This is a genomic window from Geodermatophilus sp. SYSU D00525 (assembly GCF_054050475.1).
This window is the reverse complement of sequence record NZ_JBJGZK010000034.1, coordinates 13,782-37,074: the sequence shown is the minus strand read 5'-3', so window position 1 is coordinate 37,074 and position 23,293 is coordinate 13,782. Positions and strand designations below refer to the sequence as shown.

Annotated in this window: 25 protein-coding genes; 5 read left to right on the top strand and 20 right to left on the bottom strand. The window is 75.6% G+C overall.

All coding sequences use genetic code 11. From position 1 onward, the window contains the following. Nucleotide 1 precedes the first annotated feature (1 nt). From ACI796_RS20885 to ACI796_RS20875, 3 genes are read left to right on the top strand one after another with little or no spacing between them, the layout of a single operon-like run. Nucleotides 2-1,147: a glucose-6-phosphate dehydrogenase assembly protein OpcA gene (locus tag ACI796_RS20885; RefSeq protein WP_456943135.1), complete on the top strand. Its 1,146-nt coding sequence runs from the start codon at nt 2-4 to the stop codon at nt 1,145-1,147. Beyond that, entirely contained in the window at nt 1,144-1,959 is an 816-nt protein-coding gene (pgl, locus tag ACI796_RS20880) for a 6-phosphogluconolactonase (RefSeq protein ID WP_456943134.1), read from the top strand. The genes ACI796_RS20885 and pgl overlap by 4 nt, the downstream gene beginning before the upstream one ends. Then, nucleotides 1,956-2,381, top strand: coding sequence for an HIT family protein (locus tag ACI796_RS20875; protein WP_456943133.1), 426 nt, complete (start codon nt 1,956-1,958; stop codon nt 2,379-2,381). The genes pgl and ACI796_RS20875 overlap by 4 nt, the downstream gene beginning before the upstream one ends. Here ACI796_RS20875 and ACI796_RS20870 read toward each other — a convergent pair. The 11 genes from ACI796_RS20870 to uvrC form a co-directional block, all read right to left on the bottom strand. Next, nucleotides 2,378-2,719 carry an RNA polymerase-binding protein RbpA gene (locus ACI796_RS20870; protein ID WP_387993047.1) on the bottom strand — a complete coding sequence of 114 codons (342 nt, stop codon included), beginning with the start codon at nt 2,717-2,719 and terminating at the stop codon, nt 2,378-2,380. The two genes, ACI796_RS20875 and ACI796_RS20870, sit on opposite strands and share 4 nt — an antisense overlap. Nucleotides 2,720-2,909: 190 nt before the next feature. Then, on the bottom strand, nt 2,910-3,143 hold the full coding sequence (secG, locus tag ACI796_RS20865; RefSeq protein ID WP_387992967.1) for a preprotein translocase subunit SecG: 234 nt from the start codon (nt 3,141-3,143) through the stop codon (nt 2,910-2,912). Nucleotides 3,144-3,178: 35 nt separating this feature from the next. After that, complete coding sequence (locus tag ACI796_RS20860) at nt 3,179-4,987, bottom strand: ABC transporter substrate-binding protein (RefSeq protein ID WP_456943132.1); 1,809 nt, start codon at nt 4,985-4,987, stop codon at nt 3,179-3,181. Between the two features lie 25 nt (nt 4,988-5,012). Beyond that, nucleotides 5,013-5,822 (bottom strand): triose-phosphate isomerase, encoded by an 810-nt coding sequence (gene tpiA, locus ACI796_RS20855; RefSeq protein ID WP_456943131.1) that lies wholly within the window; start codon nt 5,820-5,822, stop codon nt 5,013-5,015. Continuing rightward, nucleotides 5,822-7,027: a phosphoglycerate kinase gene (locus ACI796_RS20850; protein WP_456943130.1), complete on the bottom strand. Its 1,206-nt coding sequence runs from the start codon at nt 7,025-7,027 to the stop codon at nt 5,822-5,824. The genes tpiA and ACI796_RS20850 overlap by 1 nt, the downstream gene beginning before the upstream one ends. Beyond that, on the bottom strand, nt 7,027-8,034 hold the full coding sequence (gene gap / locus ACI796_RS20845; protein WP_456943129.1) for a type I glyceraldehyde-3-phosphate dehydrogenase: 1,008 nt from the start codon (nt 8,032-8,034) through the stop codon (nt 7,027-7,029). The genes ACI796_RS20850 and gap overlap by 1 nt, the downstream gene beginning before the upstream one ends. A 111-nt stretch (nt 8,035-8,145) precedes the next feature. Then, nucleotides 8,146-9,819: a histidine kinase N-terminal 7TM domain-containing diguanylate cyclase gene (locus ACI796_RS20840; RefSeq protein ID WP_456943128.1), complete on the bottom strand. Its 1,674-nt coding sequence runs from the start codon at nt 9,817-9,819 to the stop codon at nt 8,146-8,148. A gap of 170 nt (nt 9,820-9,989) precedes the next feature. Beyond that, on the bottom strand, nt 9,990-10,964 hold the full coding sequence (gene whiA, locus ACI796_RS20835; RefSeq protein ID WP_425283686.1) for a DNA-binding protein WhiA: 975 nt from the start codon (nt 10,962-10,964) through the stop codon (nt 9,990-9,992). A gap of 112 nt (nt 10,965-11,076) precedes the next feature. Further along, nucleotides 11,077-12,027, bottom strand: coding sequence for a gluconeogenesis factor YvcK family protein (locus tag ACI796_RS20830; RefSeq protein ID WP_456943127.1), 951 nt, complete (start codon nt 12,025-12,027; stop codon nt 11,077-11,079). Beyond that, nucleotides 12,027-12,992 (bottom strand): RNase adapter RapZ, encoded by a 966-nt coding sequence (gene rapZ / locus ACI796_RS20825; RefSeq protein ID WP_456943126.1) that lies wholly within the window; start codon nt 12,990-12,992, stop codon nt 12,027-12,029. The genes ACI796_RS20830 and rapZ overlap by 1 nt, the downstream gene beginning before the upstream one ends. Next, nucleotides 12,989-15,049, bottom strand: a complete 2,061-nt coding sequence (gene uvrC / locus ACI796_RS20820; protein WP_456943125.1) for an excinuclease ABC subunit UvrC — start codon at nt 15,047-15,049, stop codon at nt 12,989-12,991. Before uvrC ends, rapZ begins: the two co-directional genes overlap by 4 nt. 165 nt (nt 15,050-15,214) lie before the next feature. Here uvrC and ACI796_RS20815 point away from each other — a divergent pair, with 165 nt between their 5' ends. Next, on the top strand, nt 15,215-16,555 hold the full coding sequence (locus ACI796_RS20815) for a hypothetical protein (protein WP_456943124.1): 1,341 nt from the start codon (nt 15,215-15,217) through the stop codon (nt 16,553-16,555). Nucleotides 16,556-16,621: 66 nt separating this feature from the next. Here the strand turns inward: ACI796_RS20815 and ACI796_RS20810 are convergent, their stop codons facing one another. The 9 genes from ACI796_RS20810 to ACI796_RS20770 form a co-directional block, all read right to left on the bottom strand. Then, the gene (locus ACI796_RS20810) at nt 16,622-17,542 is read right to left on the bottom strand and encodes an alpha/beta fold hydrolase (protein ID WP_456943123.1); all 921 of its coding nucleotides are present in this window, start codon (nt 17,540-17,542) and stop codon (nt 16,622-16,624) included. A gap of 76 nt (nt 17,543-17,618) precedes the next feature. Continuing rightward, nucleotides 17,619-17,897 (bottom strand): hypothetical protein, encoded by a 279-nt coding sequence (locus ACI796_RS20805; protein ID WP_456943122.1) that lies wholly within the window; start codon nt 17,895-17,897, stop codon nt 17,619-17,621. 87 nt (nt 17,898-17,984) lie between these two features. After that, the gene (locus tag ACI796_RS20800) at nt 17,985-18,401 is read right to left on the bottom strand and encodes a universal stress protein (protein ID WP_456943121.1); all 417 of its coding nucleotides are present in this window, start codon (nt 18,399-18,401) and stop codon (nt 17,985-17,987) included. Next, nucleotides 18,398-19,981 carry a tripartite tricarboxylate transporter permease gene (locus tag ACI796_RS20795; protein ID WP_456943120.1) on the bottom strand — a complete coding sequence of 528 codons (1,584 nt, stop codon included), beginning with the start codon at nt 19,979-19,981 and terminating at the stop codon, nt 18,398-18,400. Before ACI796_RS20795 ends, ACI796_RS20800 begins: the two co-directional genes overlap by 4 nt. Then, a complete protein-coding gene (locus tag ACI796_RS20790; protein WP_456943119.1) occupies nt 19,981-20,541 on the bottom strand; it encodes a tripartite tricarboxylate transporter TctB family protein in 561 nt (186 codons plus the stop codon). Before ACI796_RS20790 ends, ACI796_RS20795 begins: the two co-directional genes overlap by 1 nt. 23 nt (nt 20,542-20,564) lie before the next feature. Then, nucleotides 20,565-21,560 (bottom strand): Bug family tripartite tricarboxylate transporter substrate binding protein, encoded by a 996-nt coding sequence (locus tag ACI796_RS20785; protein ID WP_456943118.1) that lies wholly within the window; start codon nt 21,558-21,560, stop codon nt 20,565-20,567. 140 nt (nt 21,561-21,700) lie between these two features. After that, nucleotides 21,701-22,123 carry a VOC family protein gene (locus ACI796_RS20780; protein WP_456943117.1) on the bottom strand — a complete coding sequence of 141 codons (423 nt, stop codon included), beginning with the start codon at nt 22,121-22,123 and terminating at the stop codon, nt 21,701-21,703. A 10-nt stretch (nt 22,124-22,133) separates the two neighbouring features. Next, nucleotides 22,134-22,616 (bottom strand): helix-turn-helix domain-containing protein, encoded by a 483-nt coding sequence (locus ACI796_RS20775; RefSeq protein WP_456943116.1) that lies wholly within the window; start codon nt 22,614-22,616, stop codon nt 22,134-22,136. Between the two features lie 96 nt (nt 22,617-22,712). Further along, nucleotides 22,713-22,859, bottom strand: a complete 147-nt coding sequence (locus ACI796_RS20770) for a hypothetical protein (RefSeq protein WP_456929803.1) — start codon at nt 22,857-22,859, stop codon at nt 22,713-22,715. 228 nt (nt 22,860-23,087) lie between these two features. On the opposite strand from ACI796_RS20770, the gene ACI796_RS20765 reads away from it, so the two are divergent. Next, entirely contained in the window at nt 23,088-23,288 is a 201-nt protein-coding gene (locus ACI796_RS20765; RefSeq protein ID WP_456943115.1) for a hypothetical protein, read from the top strand. The last annotated feature ends 5 nt before the right edge of the window (nt 23,289-23,293 follow it).

The window sequence follows — 23,293 nt, the reverse complement described above, 5'->3', positions numbered from 1 at the left end:
GATGACGACGCTCTGGGACACCACCGGCTCGGCCGTGGTCAAGGAGCTCGCCGCCCAGCGGCGGACCGGCGGCGCCGTGCTGTCGGGGGTGGCGCTGACCCTGGTGGTCGTCGCCGACGAGGGCCGGGTCGCCGAGGCCGAGGAGGCCGCGACGACGGCCGCCGAGCAGCACCCCTGCCGGATCCTCGTCGTCGTCCGCCGGCAGATCGAGGCCCCGGTGCCGCGGCTGGACGCCGAGGTGTCCATCGGCGGGCGGCTGGGCCCCGGCGAGGCGGTCGTCATGCGCATGTACGGACGGCTGGCGCTGCACGCGGAGTCGGTCGTGCTGCCGCTGCTGGCCGCCGACGCGCCCGTGGTCACCTGGTGGCACACCGAGCCGCCGCGGCAGCTGAGCACCGACGCCCTCGCGGTCATCGCCGACCGGCGGATCACCGACAGCACGTCGGCGTCGGACCAGCTGGCCTCGCTGCGGACCCGGGCGCACGACTACTCCCCCGGCGACACCGACCTGGCCTGGACCCGCGCCACCGGCTGGCGCGCGACGCTCACCTCCGCGCTGGACTCGGTGTCCGGCCGCCGCGGCGACGCGGTGAAGGTGCTCGGCGCCCGCGTCGAGGGCGACCCCGGGGCGGCCACCGCCCAGCTGCTGCGCGGCTGGCTCGCGTCCCGCACCGGCAGCGCGGTCGAGGTCGTGCAGGCCACCCGGCACCCCGGGCCCAGCGGCATCGACTCGGTGCACCTGGTCCTGGACCAGGACGAGGAGGTGCGGGTGCACGCCGACCGCCGCGGCGGCGCGGTGATCAGCCAGCCGTACCGGCCCGACGCCACGATGGCGCTGCCCGACCGGTCGCTCGGTGACCTGCTCGGCGAGGAGCTGCGCCGGCTGGACCCCGACGAGCCCTACGCGGAGGCGCTGGAGGTCACCACCGGGGTCAGCGGCCTGGCCGGCCGGGCGCCGGTGCGCGCGCACGTGTGGGTCGACCCGGCCGAGCAGGCCGGCGCGCCGTTCGCGAAGGACGACGTCGGCGCGGGCAGCCCGCACGGCGAGGCGCCGACGGTGCCGCCGGACTCCGAGGGCGCCGACGAGGTGGCCGAGCACGGCGAGCACGACACCCCGGACCCGACGGCGCCCGAGGCCGTCCGGTGACGCTGCCGCCCGGGGACCGGATCGCCGAGGCGCTGGCGGAGCGGATCGAGGGCCCGACGCCCGAGATCGTGGTCGAGCCCGACGCCGAGCTGCTGGCGCGGGCGGTGGCGGCCGCGCTGGTCGCGCGGCTGGCCGCCGCCCAGGCGGTGCACGGGACGGCGTCGGTGGTGCTCACCGGCGGCGGGATCGGGACGGCGGTGCTGCGGCACGTCGCGGAGCTGGCCGGGGAGCCGGCCCCCGGTCAGGCGGTCGACTGGACTGCGGTCGACGTCTGGTGGGGCGACGAGCGCTTCGTCCCCGCCGACGACGACGAGCGCAACGAGAAGGGCGCCCGCGAGGCGCTGCTGGACCGGGTCGGGGCGCCGCCGGAGCGGGTGCACCCGGTGCCGGCGTCCGACGCCGGCTTCGACACCCCGGAGGAGGCCGCGGACTGGTACGCCGGGGCCCTCGCCGACGCCGCCGGTGACGGCCCGCTCCCCCGCTTCGACGTCCTGCTGCTCGGGATGGGGCCCGAGGGGCACGTGGCGTCGATCTTCCCGGACTCCCCCGCGGTCTCGGACGAGCGGACCGTGGTGCCGGTGCGGGACTGCCCGAAGCCGCCGCCGACGCGGGTGAGCCTGGGCTTCCCCGCGATCACCGCCGCCGAGGAGGTCTGGCTGCTGGTGTCCGGGGAGGGCAAGGCCGAGGCCGTGGCGCGGGCGCTGGGCGGCGCCGACCGCACCGAGGTCCCGGCCGCCGGGGCCCGCGGCCGGCGCGCGACCCGCTGGCTGCTCGACGCCGCCGCCGCGAGCCGGCTGCCCGGGGCGGAGTGACCGCCGTCGACGGCTGCATGCTGTGCGCCGTCGCGGAGGCCGACTCGTTCTTCTCCCGCACGCGGGTGTGGGAGGACGACCTGTGGCGGCTGTCGGTCGTGCTCCGCGGGGCGCTGCCGGGGTTCTGCCACCTGGAGACCCGGCGGCACGTCCCCGCCGTGACCGAGCTCGACGGCGAGGAGGCGGCGACGTTCGGTCCCGTGCTGGCGCGCAGCACGCGTGCGGTGCGGGACGCGACGGGCGCGGACCGGGTGTACGCCTACGTCTTCGGCGACCGCGTCCCGCACTTCCACGTCAACCTGGCGCCGCACCGCGAGGGCGGGCCGCTGGTCGGGGGCCGCGGCCTGCTGGCGCCCGGCACGCCGGACGCCCCGGCGGAGGCCCACGAGGCCGCCGCCGGGACGATCAGGGAGTCGTTCTAGGCGCCGCGGCGGGCCCGGAGCTTGGCGAGGGCCTCTTCGAGGAGGGCGTCGCCGTCGGCGTCGCTGCGCCGCTCGCGGACGTAGGCGAGGTGGGTCTTGTACGGCTCGGTCCGCGGCGCCGGCGGGGGGGCCTGCGGGTCCTGGCCGGCCGGAAGGCCGCAGCGCGGGCAGTCCCAGGTCTCGGGGACCTCCGCGTCGGTGGCGAAGGCCACCCGCGTCTCGTGTCCCGAGCTGCACCAGTAGCCGACCCGGTGCCGCGGGGCCGCCTCTCCACGCTCGGCCTCACCCATCGGACCCGCGCCGACCCGGGTCCCCCGGATCGCGTTGCCACCAGCCACGAGCGCCCCCTCGTTCCGACCTGCCTGCTGGATCGTCACGGCGCGTGGTCGCGCCGCCCGCGCAGTCTAGGGCCTGAGGGTGTCTCCCCGGTCACGATTTCGCCCCCCAGAACGGGGACGTGCTGGCACGGCCACCCTCCAGGGTCCCTCCGCCTGCGCCTGCGAGGCGGGGGGAAGGGTGGTCCTCCTCCTACACCTTGAGCAGGATGCCGAGCGCCACGATGCACACCGTCCAGATCAGGCCGGTGAACACGGTGAGCCGGTTGAGGTTCTTCTCGACGACGGAGGAGCCGGACAGCTGGGAGGAGACCGCGCCGCCGAACATCGAGGACAGGCCACCGCCCTTGCCCCGGTGCAGCAGGATCAGCACCACGAGCAGCACGCTGGTCAGCACCAGCAGCACGTTGAGGACGAGCTCGACCATGGCTCCAGGGTAACCGGTGCCCGCAGGCGTCCCCGTCAGCGCACGCCCGCGGTGGCCAGGTCGTGCCCCGCGTAGGGCTCCATGACCAGTCCGTTGCGCAGCCGCTGCCCGGCCAGGAGCTGCACCCGCGTCTCCACCAGCGGCACGTAGGCGCCGGTCCCGCCGGCCGCCGTCGCGACCTCCCGCCAGGCGCCGCGCGCGGCCTCCGGGTCCGCGGCGGTCCGGGCGGCGTCGACCAGCCCGGAGATCGCGGGGTCGGTGAGCCGGGCGTAGTTGGTGTTGCCGACCGGGCTCACCGAGCGGCCGTCGACCAGGGGCACGAGGAACGAGCCCGGCGTCGGGAAGTCGGCGGTCCAGGTGGCCAGGACGATGCCGACGCCGCTGCGCGCCACGTTGTCGGGGCTGCCGACGTCGGTGGCGTAGAAGCTGGTGGCCGGCAGCGGGCGCACCTCCGCGGTGATCCCGACGCCGGCGAGCTGGCCGGCCACCTCCTCGGCCACCGCGACGCTCGCCTGGGCGTCGGGCACGGCGAGCACCGTGCTGAACCCGTCGGGCTGCCCGCAGGCGGCCAGCGCCTCCCGGGCGGCGTCGGGATCGGGGCCCGGGTCGGGGTCCTCGGGTCCGCCGCCGAGGGACCGCGGCCACAGCTGCGAGGTGCGGACGGCGTTGTCCGGGCCGCCGACGACCTCCTGGACGGCGCCGCGGTCGATCGCGGCGGCCACCGCGGCCCGGCAGTTCGGGTCGGTCATCGGCGCGACGTCGGTGGGCAGCGCGAGCAGCCGCACCGCGCCGGTGGTGAGGTCGTCGACCCGGTCGGACAGCGGCACGTCGCCCCCGGCGCCCTCGGCCAGCCGCGCGGCGGTGGCCGCGTGCAGGCCGGTGCCGGAGACGTCGACGTCGGCGGAGCCGGCGAGCAGCTGCTGGTCGCGCTCCAGGGTGGACAGCCCGGTGCGGACGACGACGCGGTCGGGCAGCGCGGTCCGGACGTCGTCGGTGGCCGGGTCCCACTGGGGGTTGCGGTCGAGGACGATGCCGGTCGCGGCGTCGACGGTGGTGACCGCGTAGGGGCCGGAGGAGACCGGGTCGGTGCCGTAGCCGGCGCCGGTGTCGTTCTCGACCGGCACCGGGCTGCTGGAGGGCAGCGCCAGCACGTAGGGGAAGTCGGGCTGGGCCGAGCGCAGCCGGAAGGTGATGGTGGCGTCGTCGGGCGTCTCGATGGCGGCCAGCCCGAGCTTGTCCGGCGCCTCGTCCTGGTAGGGCCCGGCGTAGGGGTTCTCGGGGTCGTCGAGCAGGTCGACGACGTAGGTGGGCCCGCCGACGACGACGTCGGAGGCGAAGGACCGCTCGATGCCGTACTTGACGTCGCGCGAGGTGATCGCCCGGCCGTTCTCGAACCGCACGCCCTGCTTGAGGGTGAACGTCCAGCTCAGGCCGCCGTCGGGGGTGGTGCCGAGGTCGGTGGCGAGGTCGGGCACCAGCTCGCCGGTGCGGCCGGGCTCGCCGGCGTAGGTGACCAGCGTGCGGGTGTAGAGCCGCATGAGGTTCCACACGCCGGGCTGGTAGGACCGCTGCGGGTCGAGGCTGTCGACCTCGCTGGTGACCACGCGCAGCGTGCCGCCGGTCGCGTCCGAGGGGGCGCGGACGCCGTCGACGCCCGCGTTCGGCCCGTCCCCGAGCACCGGGACGCCGCTGTCGCCGTCCCCGCCGCCGCTGCAGCTCACGGCCACCGCGACGACCAGCAGGACGACGAGGGCGAGCCCGAGCACGCGGCCGGGGGTGCCGCGCAGCCACCCGGGCAGGCGGCGGCCCCGGGAGCGGGTGGGTCCCTGCAGCGTGCTGTCCACCCACCCGCTCCCGTGCGGCCGCGGGCTAGCTGCCGCCTGCGGCGATCCGACAGATCTGCGCGAACTCGTCGGCGTCCAGGCTCGCGCCACCGACCAGTGCACCGTCGACGTCCGGCCCGGCCAGGATCCCGGCCGTGTTCGCGGCCTTCACCGACCCGCCGTAGAGGATACGGACCGCCGCGGCCGTCTCCGGGCCGAAACGCCCGTCGAGGCGGGACCGGAGTGCGCCGCACACCTCCTGGGCGTCCTCAGGAGTGGCCACCTCGCCGGTGCCGATCGCCCACACCGGCTCGTAGGCCAGCACGACCCCGCGCACCTGGTCGGCCGACAGGCCCTCGAGGGCGGCGTCGAGCTGGTCGGTGCAGTGCCCGACGTGCTGCCCGGCGCGGCGGACGTCGAGGCCCTCCCCCACGCACAGGATCGGCGTGATGCCGTGCCGCAGTGCCGCCTGGACCTTGGCGGCCACCGTGGCGTCGTCCTCGCCGTGCAGCGCGCGCCGCTCGGAGTGGCCGACGACGACGAAGCCGCAGGCCAGCGCGGCGAGCATCGCGCCGCTGACCTCGCCGGTGTAGGCGCCGGAGTCGTGCGCCGACAGGTCCTGCGCGCCGTAGCCGACCGGCAGCTTGTCGCCGGCGACCAGCGTCTGCACGCTGCGCAGCGCGGTGAACGGCGGGAGCACGACGACCTCGGCGTCGTCGAGCTCGCGCTCCTTGAGGCTGAAGACGAGCTTCTGCACCAGGCCGATGGCCTCCAGGTGCGTCATGTGCATCTTCCAGTTGCCCGCGATCAGCGGGCGGCGGCCCTCGCGCGGGGCGCGCGGCGCGGTGCGGGCCATCAGGGCGCACCCCCGTCCGCGAGCACCGCGAGGCCCGGCAGCTCGCGGCCCTCGAGGAACTCCAGCGACGCGCCGCCGCCGGTGCTGACGTGCCCGTAGGCGGCCTCGTCGAGGCCGAGCTGCCGGACCGCGGCCGCGGAGTCGCCGCCGCCGACCACCGACAGCCCGTCGACGGCGGCCACGGCCTCGGCCACGCCGCGGGTGCCGGCCTGGAACGGCGCGAGCTCGAACACGCCCATCGGGCCATTCCAGAACACCGTGCGGGCGCCGGCCAGCTCGCGGCCGAACGCCTCGACGGTGCGCGGGCCGACGTCGAGGCCCATCTGCCCGTCGGGGATCTGCTCGGCCGCGACGACGGCGGTGTCCACGTCGGCGCTGAACTCCGGCGCGACGACGACGTCGACCGGCAGCACGATCCGCTCCCCCGCCTCGGCCAGCAGCCGGCGGCAGGTGTCGACCTGGTCGGCCTCCAGCAGGGACGTCCCGACGCCGTGGCCCTGCGCGGCGAGGAAGGTGAAGCACATGCCGCCGCCGACCAGCAGCCGGTCGACCTTGGGCAGCAGCGCCTCGATGACGGCGAGCTTGTCGCTGACCTTCGAGCCCCCGAGCACCACGACGTAGGGCCGGTCGGGGTCGGTGGTCAGCCGCTGCAGCACGTCGAGCTCGGTGGCCACCAGCCGGCCGGCCACGTGCGGCAGCCGCTGCGCGACGTCGAACACCGACGCGTGCTTGCGGTGGACGGCGCCGAACGCGTCGTCGACGTAGACGTCGGCCAGCGCGGCGAGCCGGTCGGCCAGCCCGCCGCGCTCGGCGTCGTCCTTGCTGGTCTCGGCGGCCTCGAAGCGGACGTTCTCCAGCAGCAGCACGTCGCCGTCACCGAGCGCGTCCGCCTTGGCGCGGGCGTCGTCGCCGGCGACGTCGGCGGCCAGCGGGACCTCGGCGCCGAGCAGCTCGCCGAGCCGCGCGGCGACCGGGGCCAGCGAGTACTGCGGGTCGGGCGCGCCCTTGGGCCGGCCCAGGTGCGCGGCGACGACGACGCGGGCGCCGGCGTCCCGCAGCGCCGCGATCGTCGGGAGGCTGGCCCGGATCCGGCCGTCGTCGGTGATGGCCCCGGTCTGCTTGTCGAGGGGGACGTTCAGGTCGGCGCGCAGGAGCACGCGCCGGCCCGACACCCCCTCGGCGAGCAGGTCGTCGAGGGACCGCATCAGAGCGAGTTGCCGACGAGCTCGACGGAGTCGACCAGCCGGTTGGAGTAGCCCCACTCGTTGTCGTACCAGCCGAGGACCTTGGCCATCGGGCCGAAGACCTTGGTCAGCTTGGCGTCGTAGATGCACGAGGCCGGGTCGGTGACGATGTCGGAGGAGACGATCGGCGCCGACGTGTACTTGAGGATCCCGGCCAGCGGGCCGGACCCGGCGGCCTCGCGGTAGGCGGCGTCGATGTCGTCGGCCGAGGCCTCGCGGGTCAGCTGGACGGTGAGGTCGGTGGCCGAGCCGGTGGGCACCGGGACGCGGACGGCGTAGCCGTCGAGCTTGCCCTGCAGCTCCGGCAGCACCAGGCCGATCGCCTTGGCGGCGCCGGTCGAGGTGGGGACCATGTTGAGCGCGGCGGCGCGGGCGCGGCGCAGGTCCTTGTGCGGGCCGTCCTGCAGGTTCTGGTCGGCGGTGTAGGCGTGGATCGTCGTCATCAGGCCGCGCTCGATGCCGAAGGCGTCGTTGAGCACCTTGGCCAGCGGGGCCAGGCAGTTCGTGGTGCAGGACGCGTTGCTGATGATCGTCTGGGTGCCGTCGTACCGCTCGTGGTTGACGCCCATGACGATGGTGAGGTCGTCGCCGGTGGCCGGCGCCGAGATGACGACCTTCTTCGCGCCGCCCTTGTCCACGTGCTTGCGCGCGTCGTCGGCCTTGGTGAAGAAGCCGGTGGACTCGACGACGACGTCGACGCCCAGGTCGCCCCACGGCAGGGCGGCGGGGTCGCGCTCGGACAGGACCTGCATCGTCTTGCCGTTGATGTCGATGCCGCCGTCGGAGGCGGCGACCTCCTCGCCCAGCACCCCCAGGATGCTGTCGTACTTGAGCAGGTGGGCCAGGACCTCGGGGCTGGTCAGGTCGTTGACCGCCACGATCTCGATGTCCTTGCCACTGGCCGCGGCGGCACGCCAGAAGTTGCGCCCGATCCGGCCGAACCCGTTGATGCCCACGCGTACGGTCACGACTGACCTCCATGTGTCCCCGGCGACGCCCGTCGCCCCGGTCGGCCGCACGGCGCGCGGCCTCGATCGGCGACGACCCTATCGGCCGCGGCGGTGCCCGTCCGGATGAGGTCAGGCCCCGGCCACGAGCTCCGGGAGGTCCCCCGGCCGGGCCGGGACGGGCAGCACCGGGCCGGCGGCCGGCTCGGCGGCGACCACGCGGTCGCGGCCGGTCGCCTTGGCGGTGTAGAGGGCGCGGTCGGCGACCTCGAGCAGCGCGGCCGCGGAGGTGCCGTCGGCCGGGCAGACGGCGACGCCGATGCTCACGGTGACGGCGACGTCCTCGCCGTCGAGCAGGTGGCGGGTGGCGGCGACCTCGCGGCGGACCTGCTCGGCGCGGGCCAGCGCCTGGTCCCGCCCGGCGCCGGGCAGGACCACGACGAACTCCTCGCCGCCCAGCCGCGCGGCCGTGTCGCCCTCGCGGACGGCGGCGGCCAGGGTGCCGGCGACGCCGAGGAGCACCCGGTCGCCGGAGGCGTGGCCGAAGCGGTCGTTGACGGCCTTGAAGTGGTCGACGTCGACGACGAGCAGGGACAGCTGCCCGGTGCGCGGGCGGCGGGCCAGGTCGGTCTCCAGCGCGCGGTCGAGGTGCCGGCGGTTGTGCAGCCCGGTCAGCGGGTCGCGGACGGCCTCCTCGGCGAGGACCGCGCGCAGCCGCTCGATGACCTCGACCTGCTCGGCCAGCTGCCGGTTGAGCCGCTCGACGGCGAGCTGCCGCTGCTGCTGCTCGCTCACGTCGCGGACGACGAGGATGCGGCCCAGCGCGCGGCCGCGGGGGTCGGCGACGGCGGAGTCGCGCACGTCGAGCCACACGCCGGGGCGGACCTCGGCGACGCGGTGGCCGTCGCGGCGCTCCGTGTTGAGCAGCACCCCGACCGCCCGGGGACCGGCGACGTCGTGGAGCGGCCGGCCGACGAGGTCGCCGTCGAGGTGGGGGCGCAGCTCCCGCAGCATCCGGGTGGCGGCGGGGTTGCAGTCGATGAGGACGCCGTCGGGGTCGACGACCAGCACGGCGTCGGGGACGGTCTCGACGACCTGCTCCCGGGCGACCGGCACCAGCCGCAGCAGGCCGCCGCGGAAGATGGCCCAGCAGTCGACGAGCCCGGTGAGCAGGAAGAACAGCGGGGTGACGTCGGTGCCGTGCCCGTCGAGCTGGCCGCCCACGGCGACCACGTTGCCGACCGTGGACAGGCACGCCGAGCCGAGCAGGATCCCGATCTGGCGGCGGAAGACGCCGGCGACGCGCAGCCAGCGGCGCGCGAGGACGGCGTAGGCCACCCCGATCAGTACGTACGAGTAGGCGGTGTGGGCGAGGAACAGCGGCCCGAAGGTGACCTGGGACTCCGCGCCGGCCGTGCCGGAGACCATGTCGGTCATCACGAGGTGGCGGGTCGCCGGGAGCCCCCCGGTCAGGACCAGCAGGACCGGCTCGACCGCCAGCAGCGCCGCGGCGCGGGGCGAGAGCCGCCACGAGGGGTCGGCCACGGTGCGGGCCAGCACCCAGGTGCCCACGACCACCAGCCCGACGGCGGCCATGAGCAGCGGGACGTAGACGCGCTGGACCGCCTCGCTGCCGGCCAGGTAGACGACCCCGTCGGCCGCCGACCAGGTGGCGACGCCGGCCATGGTGACCGCGAGCGCGGTGGCGGCCGGGGTGCGCCGCCGCCGGCGCCAGGCCAGGACGGCGGTGCCGACGGCGACCAGCGTGGCGCAGCCGAAGACGACGGCCCAGCTCCCCGCGGTCATGCCGCCTCCGCTCCGCGCCGGCGGGCCCGGACGGCCGCCTCTGTCCCGCCCATCGGCGGCCTCACGTGCGACCTGCAGCGGCCCGGCCGGGCGCTCACCCCCACGGGTGACGACGACGGGGCGCCCCCCGCCGCAGCGGAGGGCGCCCCGTCGTCGTCCGTTCCGTGGCGCTACTGAGCGAGCATGTCGTCGGTGACCACCGACTCGGTGTCGGGGATGCCGAGGTCCTTGGCCCGCTTGTCGGCCATCGCCAGGAGACGCCTTATCCGGCCGGCCACGGCGTCCTTGGTCATCGGCGGGTCGGCGCGCTGGCCGAGCTCCTCCAGCGAGGCCTGGCCGTGCTCCAGGCGCAGCCGGCCGGCGACCAGCAGGTGCTCGGGGGCGTCGCCGGCGAGGATCTCCAGCGCCCGCTCGACCCGCGCGCTGGCCGCGACCGCGGCGCGCGCGGACCGGCGCAGGTTGGCGTCGTCGAAGTTGGCCAGGCGGTTGGCGGTGGCCCGGACCTCGCGGCGCATCCGCCGCTCCTCCCAGGCCAGGACCGCGTCGTGGGCGCCCATGCGGGTGAGCAGCGCGCTGATCGCGTCGCCGTCGCGGACGACGACCCGGTCGGCGCCGCGGACCTCGCGGGCCTTGGCGGCGATGCCCAGCCGGCGGGCGGCGCCGACCAGGGCCATGGCCGCCTCCGGCCCCGGGCAGGTGACCTCGAGGGAGGAGGAGCGGCCGGGCTCGGTGAGCGAGCCGTGCGCGAGGAAGGCGCCCCGCCAGGCGGCCTCGGCGTCGTTGATGCTGCCGGAGACCACCGACGGCGGCAGGCCGCGCACGGGGCGCCCGCGCTGGTCGACCAGCCCGGTCTGGCGGGCCAGCCCCTCGCCGTGCTTGGCGATCCGGACGAGGTAGCGCACGCCGCGGCGGATGTTGCCGCCGGCGAGCACGCTGACCCCGCTCGTGTAGCCGTAGACCTCGCTGATGTCCCGGCGCAGCCGGCGCGCGACCGATCCGGTGTCCAGCTCGGCCTCGATGACCACCCGGCCGCCCACGATGTGCAGGCCGCCGGAGAAGCGCAGGAGCGCCGTCACCTCGGCCTTGCGCTCGGAGGTGCGCGTGCACTCCACCCGCGACAGCTCGTCCTTGACCATGGCCGTCATCGCCACGACGACCACCCCCTGCTCTGCTGCGGCGCCATCCTCGGCGTCACCTCTCCCCCTCGTACCGTCCGGGCACCCCCGCTCCCGGTGCTCCGGCTGGGACCGTTCCCGCTCACCGCGCCCCGACCACCGAGCTCAGTGCGGCCGCCAGCCGCGCGGGGTCGTGGCGTGGTGATCCGTCGGGCGCGGCGACCGGAGCCAGGACCAACTCGGCGCCGCACTCGCGCACCGCTGACAGGAGACCACAGCGGTCAACCACCGATTCCGCATCCGCGACCACGGTGTGCAGCGCCACACCGCCCAGGTGCGCCTGCAGCACCCGCAGGTGCTCCTCCGGCGAGAAGCCGTCGGTCTCCCCCGGCTGCGGCTCCAGGTTGAGGACGACGACCACCCGGGCGCGGGTGGCGGCCAGCGCGGCGCGCAGCCGCGGCACCAGCAGGTGCGGCAGCACCGACGTGTACCAGGACCCGGGCCCCAGCGACACGACGTCGGCCGAGGCGATCGCCTCGAGGACGTCGGGGTGCACCGGCGGGTCCGACGGCGACACGAGGATGTCGCGCACCCGCCCCGGGGTCGACGCGATCGCGACCTGCCCGCGGATGGTGCGGGTGCGCGCGGGGTCGTCGGGGTCGGTCGTCTCCACCCGGGCGACGAGGTCCAGCGGCACGTCGGCCATCGGCAGCACCCGGCCGCAGGCGCCGACCAGCTCGCAGACCGCGTCGAGGGCGCGGACGGTGTCGCCGCCGTGCAGCTCGACCAGCCCGGTGAGCAGCAGGTTGCCCACGGGGTGCCCGGCCAGCACGCCGGTGCCGCCGAGGCGGTGCTGCAGCAGCCGGGCCATCTCCTGCCGGCCGTGGTCCTCGCCGGCCAGCGCGGCCAGCGCCATCCGCAGGTCCCCGGGCGGCAGCACCGGCATCTCCCGCCGGATGCGGCCGGACGAGCCGCCGTCGTCGGCGACCGTGACGACCGCGGTGAGGTCGGGCGTGATCAGCCGCCAGGCGCCCAGCGCCGCTGCCAGCCCGTGGCCGCCGCCGAGGGCGACGACCCGCTGCGTGCCGCCCACTACTCGCGGCCCAGGTCGCGGTGGCGCGCGACCGCGTCGGTGCCCTCGGCGCGCAGCCGGCGGGCGAACTCCTCGGCGATGGCGACGCTGCGGTGCTTGCCGCCGGTGCAGCCGACCGCGAGCGTCAGGTAGCGCTTGCCCTCCCGCCGGTAGCCGGGGACGAGCAGCCGCAGGACCTCGGTGTAGCGGTCGAGGAACGGCCCGGCGTCGGCCTGGCCGAGCACGTAGTCGCGCACGTCGGCGTCCTGCCCGGTGTGCGGGCGCAGCTCGGGCAGCCAGTGCGGGTTGGGCAGGAACCGGGCGTCGACGACGAGGTCGGCGTCCAGCGGCAGCCCGTACTTGAAGCCGAAGCTGAGCACGGTCGCCGTCAGCGGCGGCGTGCGGCCCTCCCGGGCGAAGGCGTTCTCCAGCGTGGCGCGCAGCTGGTGCACGTTGAGGTCGCTGGTGTCGACCCACAGGTCGGCCTCGCCGGCGATGCCGGTGAGCAGCGCCCGCTCGGCGGTGATGCCGTCGATGAGCCGCCCGGAGCCCTGCAGCGGGTGCTCCCGCCGGTTGGACTCGTAGCGGCGCACCAGCACCTCGTCGCGGGCGTGCACGAACACCACCCGGGGGCGGTGGCCGGCCTCGGCGAGCACCCGGATGGCCTCCTGCAGGTCGCTGGAGAAGGCCCGGCTGCGGACGTCGACGACGGCGGCGAAACGGCGCACGTCGCCGCGGGCGCCGAGCTCCACCATCGGCAGCAGCAGTGCCGGCGGCAGGTTCTCGACGACGTACCAGCCGAGGTCCTCGAGCACCCGCCCGGCGGTGTTCTTGCCCGCGCCGGACAGCCCGGTGACGACGACGACCTCGACCGGCGGGGTCTCGGTGCTCGCCGGGTCCAGCCCGGCGGGGACGTCGGCGTGCGGGCCGTGCTGGCCGTCCGGGGACGGCACCGGCGCCGTCCCCGCGTCCTGCCCGGCGCTCACGAGGCGACCCGGCCGACCTCGGCGGTCTCCCCGGCCCCGGCGCGGGGGGTGCCCCGCTCCGCCGGCCCGCTGGGTGCCGTGGTGCTCTCCACGACGGTCTCCGCGGCCGCGTCCTCCTCCGCGGGACGGTCGGCGTCGTCCCCGGCGGCGGGCTCGGCGACGGCGGCCACGACCGCCTCCGCCGTCCGGCGGCCGATGCCGGGGACGGCCGTGAGCTCCTCCACCGTGGCCGCGCGCAGCCGCTTGAGGGACCCGAACTGCTTCATCAGCGCCTTCCGCCGCGTCTCCCCGAGACCGGGGACGTCGTCCAACAGGGAGACCAGCATGCTGACCGAACGCTTCTGCCGGTGGTAGGTGATCGCGAACCGGTGGGCCTCGTCCCGCACCCGCTGCAGCAGGTACAGCGCCTCGGAGGTGCGCGGCAGGATCACCGGGTCGCTCTCCCCGGGCAGCCACACCTCCTCCATCCGCTTGGCCAGCCCGCAGACGGCGACGTCGACGATGCCCAGCTCGTCCAGCGACCGGGCGGCGGCCGCCACCTGCGGGGCGCCGCCGTCGACGACCAGCAGGTTCGGCGGGTAGGCGAACCGGCGCGGCCGGCCCTCCTCCGCGGCGACGCCCTGCTCGTCGCGCCGGTCCGCCTCCTCCCTGAGGTGCCGGGCGAAGCGGCGCCGGACCACCTCGGCCATCGCCGCGGTGTCGTCGGTGCCCTCGTGCACGGCGAAGCGCCGGTAGTCGGACTTCTTCGCCAGCCCGTCCTCGAACACCACCATCGAGGCGACGACGTCGGTCTGCTGCACGTGGCTGATGTCGATGCACTCGATGCGCAGCGGCGCGTCGGGCAGCTCGAGCGCCTCCTGCAGCTCGCTGAGGGCGAGGCTGCGCGCGGTGAGGTCGCTGGAGCGCTTGACCCGGTGCCGGGCGAAGGCCTCCTTGGCGTTGCGCTCGACGGTCTCCAGCAGGCTGCGCTTGTCGCCGCGCTGCGGCACGCGCAGCGACACCCGCGACCCGCGCAGCTCGCTGAGCAGCTCCTCGTAGACGTCGGCGTCGTCGGGGAGCTCGGGGACGAGCACCTCCTTGGGCACCGACTCGCCCGCCTCGAAGGAGCCGGTCTGCTCGTCGACGCCGCCGTAGACCTGCAGGAGGAACTGCTCCACCAGCTCGCCGGTGCTGACCTCCTCGACCTTGTCGATGATCCAGCCGCGCTGGCCGCGCACCCGCCCGCCGCGGACGTGGAACACCTGGACGGCGGCCTCGAGCTCGTCCTGGGCGAAGGCGACGACGTCGGCGTCGGTGCCGTCGCCGAGGACGACGGCCTGCTTCTCCATCGCGCGCCTGAGCGCCCCGAGGTCGTCGCGCAGCCGCGCGGCCCTCTCGTACTCCATGGCCTCGGCGGCCTCGGCCATCTCCCGCTCGAGCCGCTTGACCATGAGGTCGGTGCGGCCGGCCATGAAGTCGCAGAAGTCGTCGACGATCGCCCGGTGCTCCTCGGCGCTGACCCGGCCCACGCAGGGCGCGGCGCACTTGCCGATGTAGCCGAGCAGGCAGGGCCGGCCGATCTGCCCGGCGCGCTTGAAGACGCCGTTGGAGCAGGTGCGGGCCGGGAAGACGCGGGTGAGCGTGTCGAGGGTCTCGCGGATGGCCCAGGCGTGCGCGTAGGGGCCGAAGTAGCGGACGCCCTTCTTCTTCGGCCCGCGCATCACCTGCAGCCGGGGGTACTCCTCGTTCAGCGTCACGGCGAGCGACGGGTAGCTCTTGTCGTCGCGGTAGCGGACGTTGAACCGCGGGTCGAACTCCTTGATCCAGTTGTACTCGAGCTGGAGGGCCTCGACCTCGGTGCCGACGACGGTCCACTCGACGCTCGCCGCCGTCGTGACCATCTGCCGGGTGCGCGGGTGCAGGCCGGCGACGTCGGCGAAGTAGCTGTTCAGCCGCTGGCGCAGGTTCTTGGCCTTGCCGACGTAGATGACGCGGCCGGAGGGGTCGCGGAACTTGTAGACCCCGGGCGACTCGGGGATGGAGCCGACCGCCGGGCGGTACGTGGACGGGTCGGGCACGCACCCACAGTAGGTGCCGCGGGCGACGATCCGCCCCTCGCGGGGCGTGGACGTGGCCACGGGGACGACACCGGTGTGGTTCCCGGGGGACCTCCGCCTCTGGACCGCCGTCCCGGACCCGGGTCAGCCTCGGTCGGTCAGTCGTCCGCCCCCGGGGGTGCGCCCATGAGCTCGACGCAGGACCCGACGACCCGGGCCCGCACGGCGGCGGTCCCGGAGCCCCGGACGGCGCCGCCGGCCCTGACCGACCCGCTGACCGACCTCGCGACCTTCCCCCTCGTCGAGGCCCTGTTCGGGCGGCGCTCCCGGCGGTTCGCCCTGGGCGACGAGATCCCGGACGGCCCGCTCGCCTACCGGTCACGGCACGAGCCGGTGCCGCTGACCGAGCTCGAGCGGATGCTGGTGCTCACCGCCATGGGCGGGACCACGGGCTGGCACCACTCGATCACGCGCAACGCCCACTACGCGCCCCACCCGGCGAACTACGCGGGCGGCGCGGCCGGGCGCACCTTCCCGTCGGCGGCCGGCTTCCACACGGCCGAGCTGTTCTTCACCGACGACTCCGGCGTGTACTTCTTCCCCACCCGGGACGCCGGCGCCCTGGTCGACCCGGCCACCGAGGAGGTCACCGCCGAGCTGCTGGTGGAGCGGCATCGGGGCCGGGTGCGGCAGCTCTCCGACCGGCGGCTGCACCTGCCACGCGAGGAGCCCCACCTGGAGGGGCACAACACCTGGTGCGTCAACGTGCCGGGCTCGCTCCTGGCCGTCCCGGTCGCCGACGTCGCCCAGCACCTGCTGGCGATCCTCTGCTTCTTCACGCAGAACGGGTACGCGGTCTTCGACGACGTCAACGGGCGCGAGATCCCCGGGCTGGAGCGGTTCCGCCACCTGGTGGACGTCGACGCGCCCTTCCCGCTCACCTTCACCGAGCAGTACGCGCTCACCGAGGCCACCGCGGAGCTGGCCACCAGCTGCTACGCCGGGGTGCTCGTGCTCCAGGCGATGGGGCTGGGCGGGTGGATGTTCGACGGGATCGACCGGTTCTCGGTGCTCGGCGCCTCCGGGGACCCCGACGTCCCGGGGCTGGGCTTCCGCTACGACACCGACGAGCGCTGGGCGGTGCCGAACCCGACCGGGCTGCCGGGCGTCTTCGAGGCGTTCTGCCCGCCGCACCACGCGGACATGGCCGCGGCGGTCGAGGCCTTCGCCGAGCGCAAGTTCGGCGAGGGCGGCCCGTTCAACCCCCGCACGCCCGGCCCGTGGACCGACAGCCCCGGCTTCCGGGGCAGCGCGCAGGTCCACGACGCGGAGTTCAAGGCGTGCGTAACGCTGCAGGCCCAGTACGTGTTGGACACCTTCGGCAAGTTCCCCGGCACCGTGCCGACGGTGTTCGTCCTCAACTACGTGCAGGCGCACCACCTCGACCTGGAGTTCTACGACCGCTTCTTCCGGCCAGGCTCCTACCTGCGGACGCACGCCGAGCACGCGCAGCGGTGGCACCCCTGAGGAGCCCGCCCCGTGAGCGGCCCCCCGGCCGGTGGAGGCAACGGGTCGGGTGGGGTCGGGGTGGGGTCAGCCGCCGATCCGGGAGTCCAGCCAGGCCAGCAGGTCGGCGGTCACCTCGTCCCGGTTGGTCTCGTTGAACACCTCGTGCCGGGCGTCGGGGTAGACGTGCTGCTCCACCGGCAGGCCGCGGTCGCGCAGCAGGCCGGCGAGCGCGGTCACCTGGGCCGCGTCCTCGCCGCCGACCGGGTCGCGCTGCCCGGCCAGCAGCAGCACCGGCAGCCCGTCCGGCAGTCCGGCGACGGCCTCGGGGGTCGCGGCGCGGGCGACGAGGGCGAACATGCCGGCGCCGTAGCGGTGGCTGGGCGGGACGTCGTCGCCGCACAGCGGGTCGGCGAGGTAGGCGTCGACCTCCGCCGGGTCGCGGCTGAGCCAGTCGTAGGGCGTGCGCGCCGGCTCGAACGGCGCGTTGAAGGCACCGAGGGCGTCCATCGGCCGGTCGCCCAGGCCACCGGCCACCGCGGCCTCCAGCTGCTCCGCCGTCGCGGCGAGGTGCGGCGCCACGCCGATCGGGCCGGACAGCACCAGCCCGGCCAGGCCGTCGCCGTCCCGCTCGGCCGAGGCCAGCGCGACCGCCGAGCCGAGCGAGTGGCCGAGCAGGACGTAGGGGACGCCGGGGTGGTCGGCGGTCAGCCGCCGCCCGAGCTCGCGGACGTCGTCGAGGACGTGGTCGCTGCCCGCGCCGTCGCCGAAGCGGCCGGGGCCGGTCGAGCGCGCGGTGAGCCCGTGGCCGCGCTGGTCCTGCGCGGCCACGGCGAACCCGCGGGCGGTGAGCGCGGCGGCCAGGCGGCCGTAGCGGCCGGCGTGCTCGGAGAGCCCGTGCACGACCTGCACGACCGCGCGCACCTCGCCGTCGGGGGTCCAGCGGCGCTCGGCCAGCCGCGTGCCGTCCGCGGCGGGGACGAGGGTGGGGTCGGCGGACAGGGTCATGGAGCTGGCCTCCTCGGACGTCGTCGTCGGAGGCCAGCCTGCCGGTCCGCCCGTCCCGCCGCAGGGCGGGCGGGGGTCAGCCGGCCGGGCGGGAGCGGTGCAGCGCCGGCAGGTGCACCGCCGCGACGGCGCGCCGGCCCCGGCGGACGGCGCGGGCGCCCAGCAGGAGCGTCGCGACCAGCCCGACACCGCCGGCGACGACCGCGACCGCACCGGGGACGGCCTCGCCGGTGACGGCGAGGGCCGCGACGGTCACGAGCGCGACGAGCACCAGCGTGGAGCGGATCCCGTCACTGGGCCGGGGCTGACCGCAGTGCGCCAGGTCGGGATCGCAGTCGGGCGTGAGCGCGCTCATGGGCGACTCCTCCATCGAGGACCCCGTCACGCCGTCCGACGGCGTGACGTCCGTCACACGGACGATAAGCGCTGTGACGCCCGGCTATCAAGCCGACGCCGCGGGCGGGCCCTTCACGGTGAGGATCGGGCAGTCGACGGTGAGCAGGATCCGCTGGGCCGCGCTCCCCATGAGCAGCTTGCCGACGGCGCTGCGCCGGCGCAGGCCGATGACCAGCAGCTCCGCGCCGGACTCGGAGACGGCGTCGGCGAGCTCCTCGGCGACGTCGCGGCCGATCGGCTGGCGCAGCTCGACGGGCAGGCCGGACACGGTGAGCTCGTCCTGCAGCCGGCGCAGCGGGGCGCCCTGCAGGTACTCCTCGTCGACCAGCGCGTCGCCGCGGCTGCTGTTGACCACGACCAGCCGGGCGCCGCGGCGGTGCGCCTCGGCCAGGGCGTGCTCGAGCGCCGCCTGCCCGCGCGGGGTGGGCACGTGCCCGACGACGACCACCGGTTGCCGGCTCACCGCTCCTCCTCCCCGTCGGCGGGCGCGCCGACGCGCTCGTGGTGGCTTTGTTCGGAGTGACGCAGCCCCTCCCCCGCCTGCAGCTCCTCCGGGGTGGAGCGGCGGCCCCGCACCGCCCGCAGCACCACCGGCAGCACGAGCGCCAGCAGCGCCAGGAACAGCACGACCCGGCTGAACCAGGTCTCCACCAGCACGCCGAGGTCGCCGCCGCTGATCGCCAGCGCGCGCCGGAGGTTGGTCTCGGCGACCGGGCCGAGGATCAGCCCGATGACCGCGGGGGCGACCGGCCAGCCGTAACGGCGCATCGCGAACCCCAGCAGGCCGAGGACCAGCAGCAGGGCCAGGTCCAGCGGGTCGGCGTTGACCGCGTAGCAGCCCAGCGAGGCGAACAGCAGGATCCCGGCGTACAGGTAGGGCCGCGGGACGCGCAGCAGCTGCACCCACACCCGGGCCAGCGGCAGGTTGAGCACCAGCAGCATGACGTTGCCGACGAGCAGCGCGGCGATCAGCGTCCACACCAGCGAGGACTCGGTGGACAGCAGCGTCGGGCCGGGCTGTATGCCGTAGCCCTGGAAGGCGGCCAGGATGATCGCCGCGGTGGCGGAGGTGGGCAGCCCGAGGGTGAGCAGCGGGACGAGCACGCCCGCGGCCGCGGCGTTGTTGGCCGCCTCGGGCCCGGCGACGCCCTCGATCGCGCCCCGGCCGAACTCCTCCGGGTGCTTGGTCAGCTTCCGCTCCGCCGCGTAGGACAGGAACGTCGGGATCTCCGCGCCGCCGGCCGGCAGCGCGCCGAGCGGGAAGCCCAGCGCCGTCCCGCGCAGCCACGGGCCGACCGAGCGGCGCAGGTCGCGGCCGGTGAACCAGGGCCCGGAGGCGGCCATCACCTGCACCGGCCCGCGGCGCAGCCGGGAGGCGACGTACAGCGCCTCACCGACGGCGAACAGCGCGACCGCCACGACGACGACGTCGATGCCGTCGGCCAGCTGCGGGACGCCGAGGGTGAACCGCTCCTGCCCGGTGAGCACGTCGGTGCCGACCAGCCCCAGGTAGAGGCCGATGCCGAGGGAGGCCAGCCCGCGCAGCGGCGAGGCGCCGAGCACCGTGGCCACCGCGACGAAGGCCAGCACGGCGAGGGCGAAGTAGTCGGCCGGGGTGATGCCGATGGCCAGCTCGACGACGGTCGGCGCGACCAGCGCGAGCAGCAGCGTGGCGATCGTGCCGGCGACGAACGACCCGATCGCCGCGGTGGCCAGCGCGGCGGCGCCGCGGCCGGCCTTGGCCATCCGGTTGCCCTCGAGCGCGGTCATGATCGAGCTGGACTCGCCGGGGGTGTTGAGCAGGATCGACGTCGTCGACCCGCCGTACATGCCGCCGTAGTAGATGCCGGCGAACATGATGAACGCCGTCGTCGGCTCCAGGGTGTAGGTGACCGGCAGCAGCAGCGCGACGGTCATCGCCGGGCCGATGCCCGGGAGCACGCCCACCGCGGTGCCGAGCAGCACGCCGAGCAGCGCGAACAGCAGGTTGACCGGGGTGAGCGCGTCGGCGAACCCGGCGGCCAGGTCCGACAGGGCGCCCATCAGAACCAGCTCGTCGCCAGCTCGAGGAGGGTGCCGCCGGGCAGCGCGACGCCGAGACCCTTGACGAACACGGTCCAGACGACGACCGAGAGCACCCCGCCGGCGAGCAGCGGACGCACGATGCCGCGGGCGCCGAGGGCCCAGGCGACGAGCGCGAACATCAGCGTGACCGCCAGCGGCCAGCCGATGACGTTGATGAGCAGCGCGTGGCCGAGGAACGCGACGGCGACGATCCCGACCGCGGCCCACGACGTCGGGGCGTCGGGGTCGACGTCCTCGCTCTCGTCGGAGGGCCCGCGGTCGCCCTTGAGCACGCGGTAGCCCAGCGCCAGCGCGGTGGCCAGGACGACCCCGCCGACCAGGTAGGGGAAGAACCGCGGGCCGATGGTGTTCGCCGAGCCGGGGACGGCGATGTTCGCGGCGTCGAGGACCAGGTAGAGCCCGAGCGCGCCGAGCAGCACCACCATGGCCAGCTCGCCACGGCTGACCCCGGTCCGCGGCGGGGTGGGGTGCCGCGACTCGGCGGCGTCGTGCGTGCCGGTGGCGTCGGCGGTCGACACGTCCGGGTCCGGCGACCCGCCGCTCACTGCACGAGCCCGATCTGCTCGAGGATCGCGCGCACCCGCTCCTCCTCGTCGGCCAGGAACCGGCCGTACTCGTCGCCGGTGAGCAGCAGGTCGTCCCAGCCGTTGGTCTCGACCGCCTCGGCCCACTCGGGGGTGTCGTGGACGTCGACGACGAGCTGCGTGAGGTCCTCGCGCGCCTCCCGCGACATGCCGGGCCGGGCCATGAAGCCGCGCCAGTTGGAGACCTCGACGTCGAAGCCGGACTCGACGAGGGTCGGGACGTCGGGCACCTGCTCGGAGCGCTCGGCCGTGGACACCGCGAGGCCGATCAGGTCGCCGGTGCGGACCTGCTCGCCGTAGTCGGTGGGGCCGGAGATGCCGGCGGCGACCTGGTTGCCGAGCAGCGCGGCGAGCGACTCCCCGCCGCCGGAGAAGGCGATGTAGTTGACCTGCGCGGGGTCGATGCCGGCGGCCTCGGCCAGCAGCCCGGCGAGGATCTGGTCGGTGCCGCCGGCCGACCCGCCGGCGATGGGGGTGCCGGCCGGGTCGGCGGCCCACGCCTCCACGAACCCCTGGACGTCGGTGTAGGGCGCCTCGGCCGGGGCGACGATGAGCTCGGTCTCGCCGATCAGCCGGGCGATCGGGGTGACGTCCGAGAGCCGGGTGGAGGAGTCGTTGGTGTCGACGGCGCCGACCATGACCAGGCCCATCATCATGAGCAGCGCGTCGTCGGTCTCCCGGGCGAGCTGGCCGAGGCCGATCGTGCCGCCGGCGCCCTCGACGTTGAAGACCTGCACGTTGCGGGCCAGGCCGCTGGTCTGGACGACCCGCTGGAAGACGCGCGCGGTGGTGTCCCACCCACCGCCGGGACTGGCCGGGGCCATGACCCGCAGCCGGGAGAGGTCGCCGGGCTGGACGACCGTGCCGGCGCACCCGGTGAGCGCCCCGGCCGCGGTCGCCAGCACCGGGGCGGCCAGCGCCCCGGCGAGGAACGACCTCCGGCTGAGCGGCACGGACAACCCCCAGGTGTGACGGCGGTCACGCGGGACGCTAGACCCGGCGCGACTCCCCGGCCACCGCGGGGCCCCCCGACGACACCCTGGCGGCCGGGCCGGGGACCGCGACGCGGTCCTGCCGGGCCCGGCCGGCGGGGTCACGCCGACGGCGGCGGCGTCATCTGCGCGATGCGGACGGAGTTCCCGAACGGGTCGCGGAAGCCGAAGTCGATGCCGTAGGGCTGCACCACGGGCTCCTCCGGCAGGTCGACGCCCTTCTCCTTGAGCGCGGCGTGCGTCTTGTGCGCGTCGTCGGTGGTGAGGAACAGGTGGCCGCCGCCGGCGCCCTTGGTCACCAGGTCGCGCACCGTGTCGGCGATCTCCGGGCTCACCGACGGCGGGGCGGGGCGCTCCAGCAGCACGGCGTGGCCGGGGTCGCTGGGCAGGACGACGGTGAGGAAGCGCATCGACCCGAACTGCTGGTCGGTCTGGACCTCGAAGCCGAGCTTGCCGACGTAGAAGTCCAGCGCCTGGTCCTGGTCGAGGACGTAGAGGGAGGTGATCGAGATGGAGGTCAACATGCCGACGACGCTAGGGGCGGGCGCCGGCGGCGGGCTTCTCCGGAACTGCTGTCTTCTCGCCCGTCTCGCCGTCCGGCTCCTGGCCCGGCTCCTGGCCCGGCTTCTGGCTGGGGCGCAGCCAGCGCATGCCGAAGCAGGAGGGCACCGGCGCCAGCGGCCCGCGCCTCCGGTAGGCGCTCGGCGGCTCGCCCACGACGTCGGCGAAGACCCGGCTGAACGTGCCGAGGCTGGAGAAGCCGACGGCCATGCAGATGTCGGTGACCGTGCGGTCGGTGCTGCGCAGCAGGAACATCGCCCGCTCCACCCGGCGGCGCTGCAGGTACCGGTGCGGCGTCTCGCCGAAGGTCTCCTTGAAGGTGCGGATGAAGTGCGCCTCGGAGACGTGCGCGACGCGGGCGAGCGCCGGGACGTCCAGCGGCTCCCCGTAGGAGCGGTCCATCTCGTCCCGCGCGCGCAGCATGCGCCGGTTCGAGTCCTCGCTGGCCCGGCTCACCCGGGCAGCATCGCAGGGTCGGAACGGGTTCCTGCGGCGTGACGGCGGCACGTCACTCCCGCGGAGGGTGACCCCCGGCCGGGCCGTGCTGCTGCGTCACGCCGTGAGCTCGCGGCACTGCGGGCACCGGTCGGGAGCGCCCGCCCAGGGCGCGTCGAGCACCTGCACGATCGCCCCGCAGAGCGCGACCTCGTTCTCCCCCGTCAGCTCCTCTGCGCTGCGGTGCACCTCGACGGCGTGCACGAGCCCCGCCTCCCCGCCCGGGCTCATCCGTGGGGGCCAGCAGGACCGCGGCCGGCCGCAGAGGAGGCTCGTGCCGACCGCACTGACTGTTCGGTCAGTAATCACACCCCCAGGGTGCCCCGGATCACATCCGGCCGCGTCTCGGACGGCGGTGTCTCGTTACCGCTTCCGCCGTTCCCGCTGCTCAGCGTCTTGTTCGGTCACCTCGTCGAACGTGTGGTCGAACACGTGGACGACGTGCTGACCGCTCCGGTGCCCGTGGCGCCGGCGGTCGGGCTGTCGTCCGGGCCGCTGGCCGGCTACTGCGCCGGCCGCCACCGCGGCAAGCACCAGGCACCGGGCCGGCGCCATGAGCTGGGGCCCGACGGCACGCTCACCGTCACCACTCCCACCGGCCTCACCGCGACGACCACCCCACCGCCCTACTGAGGCGG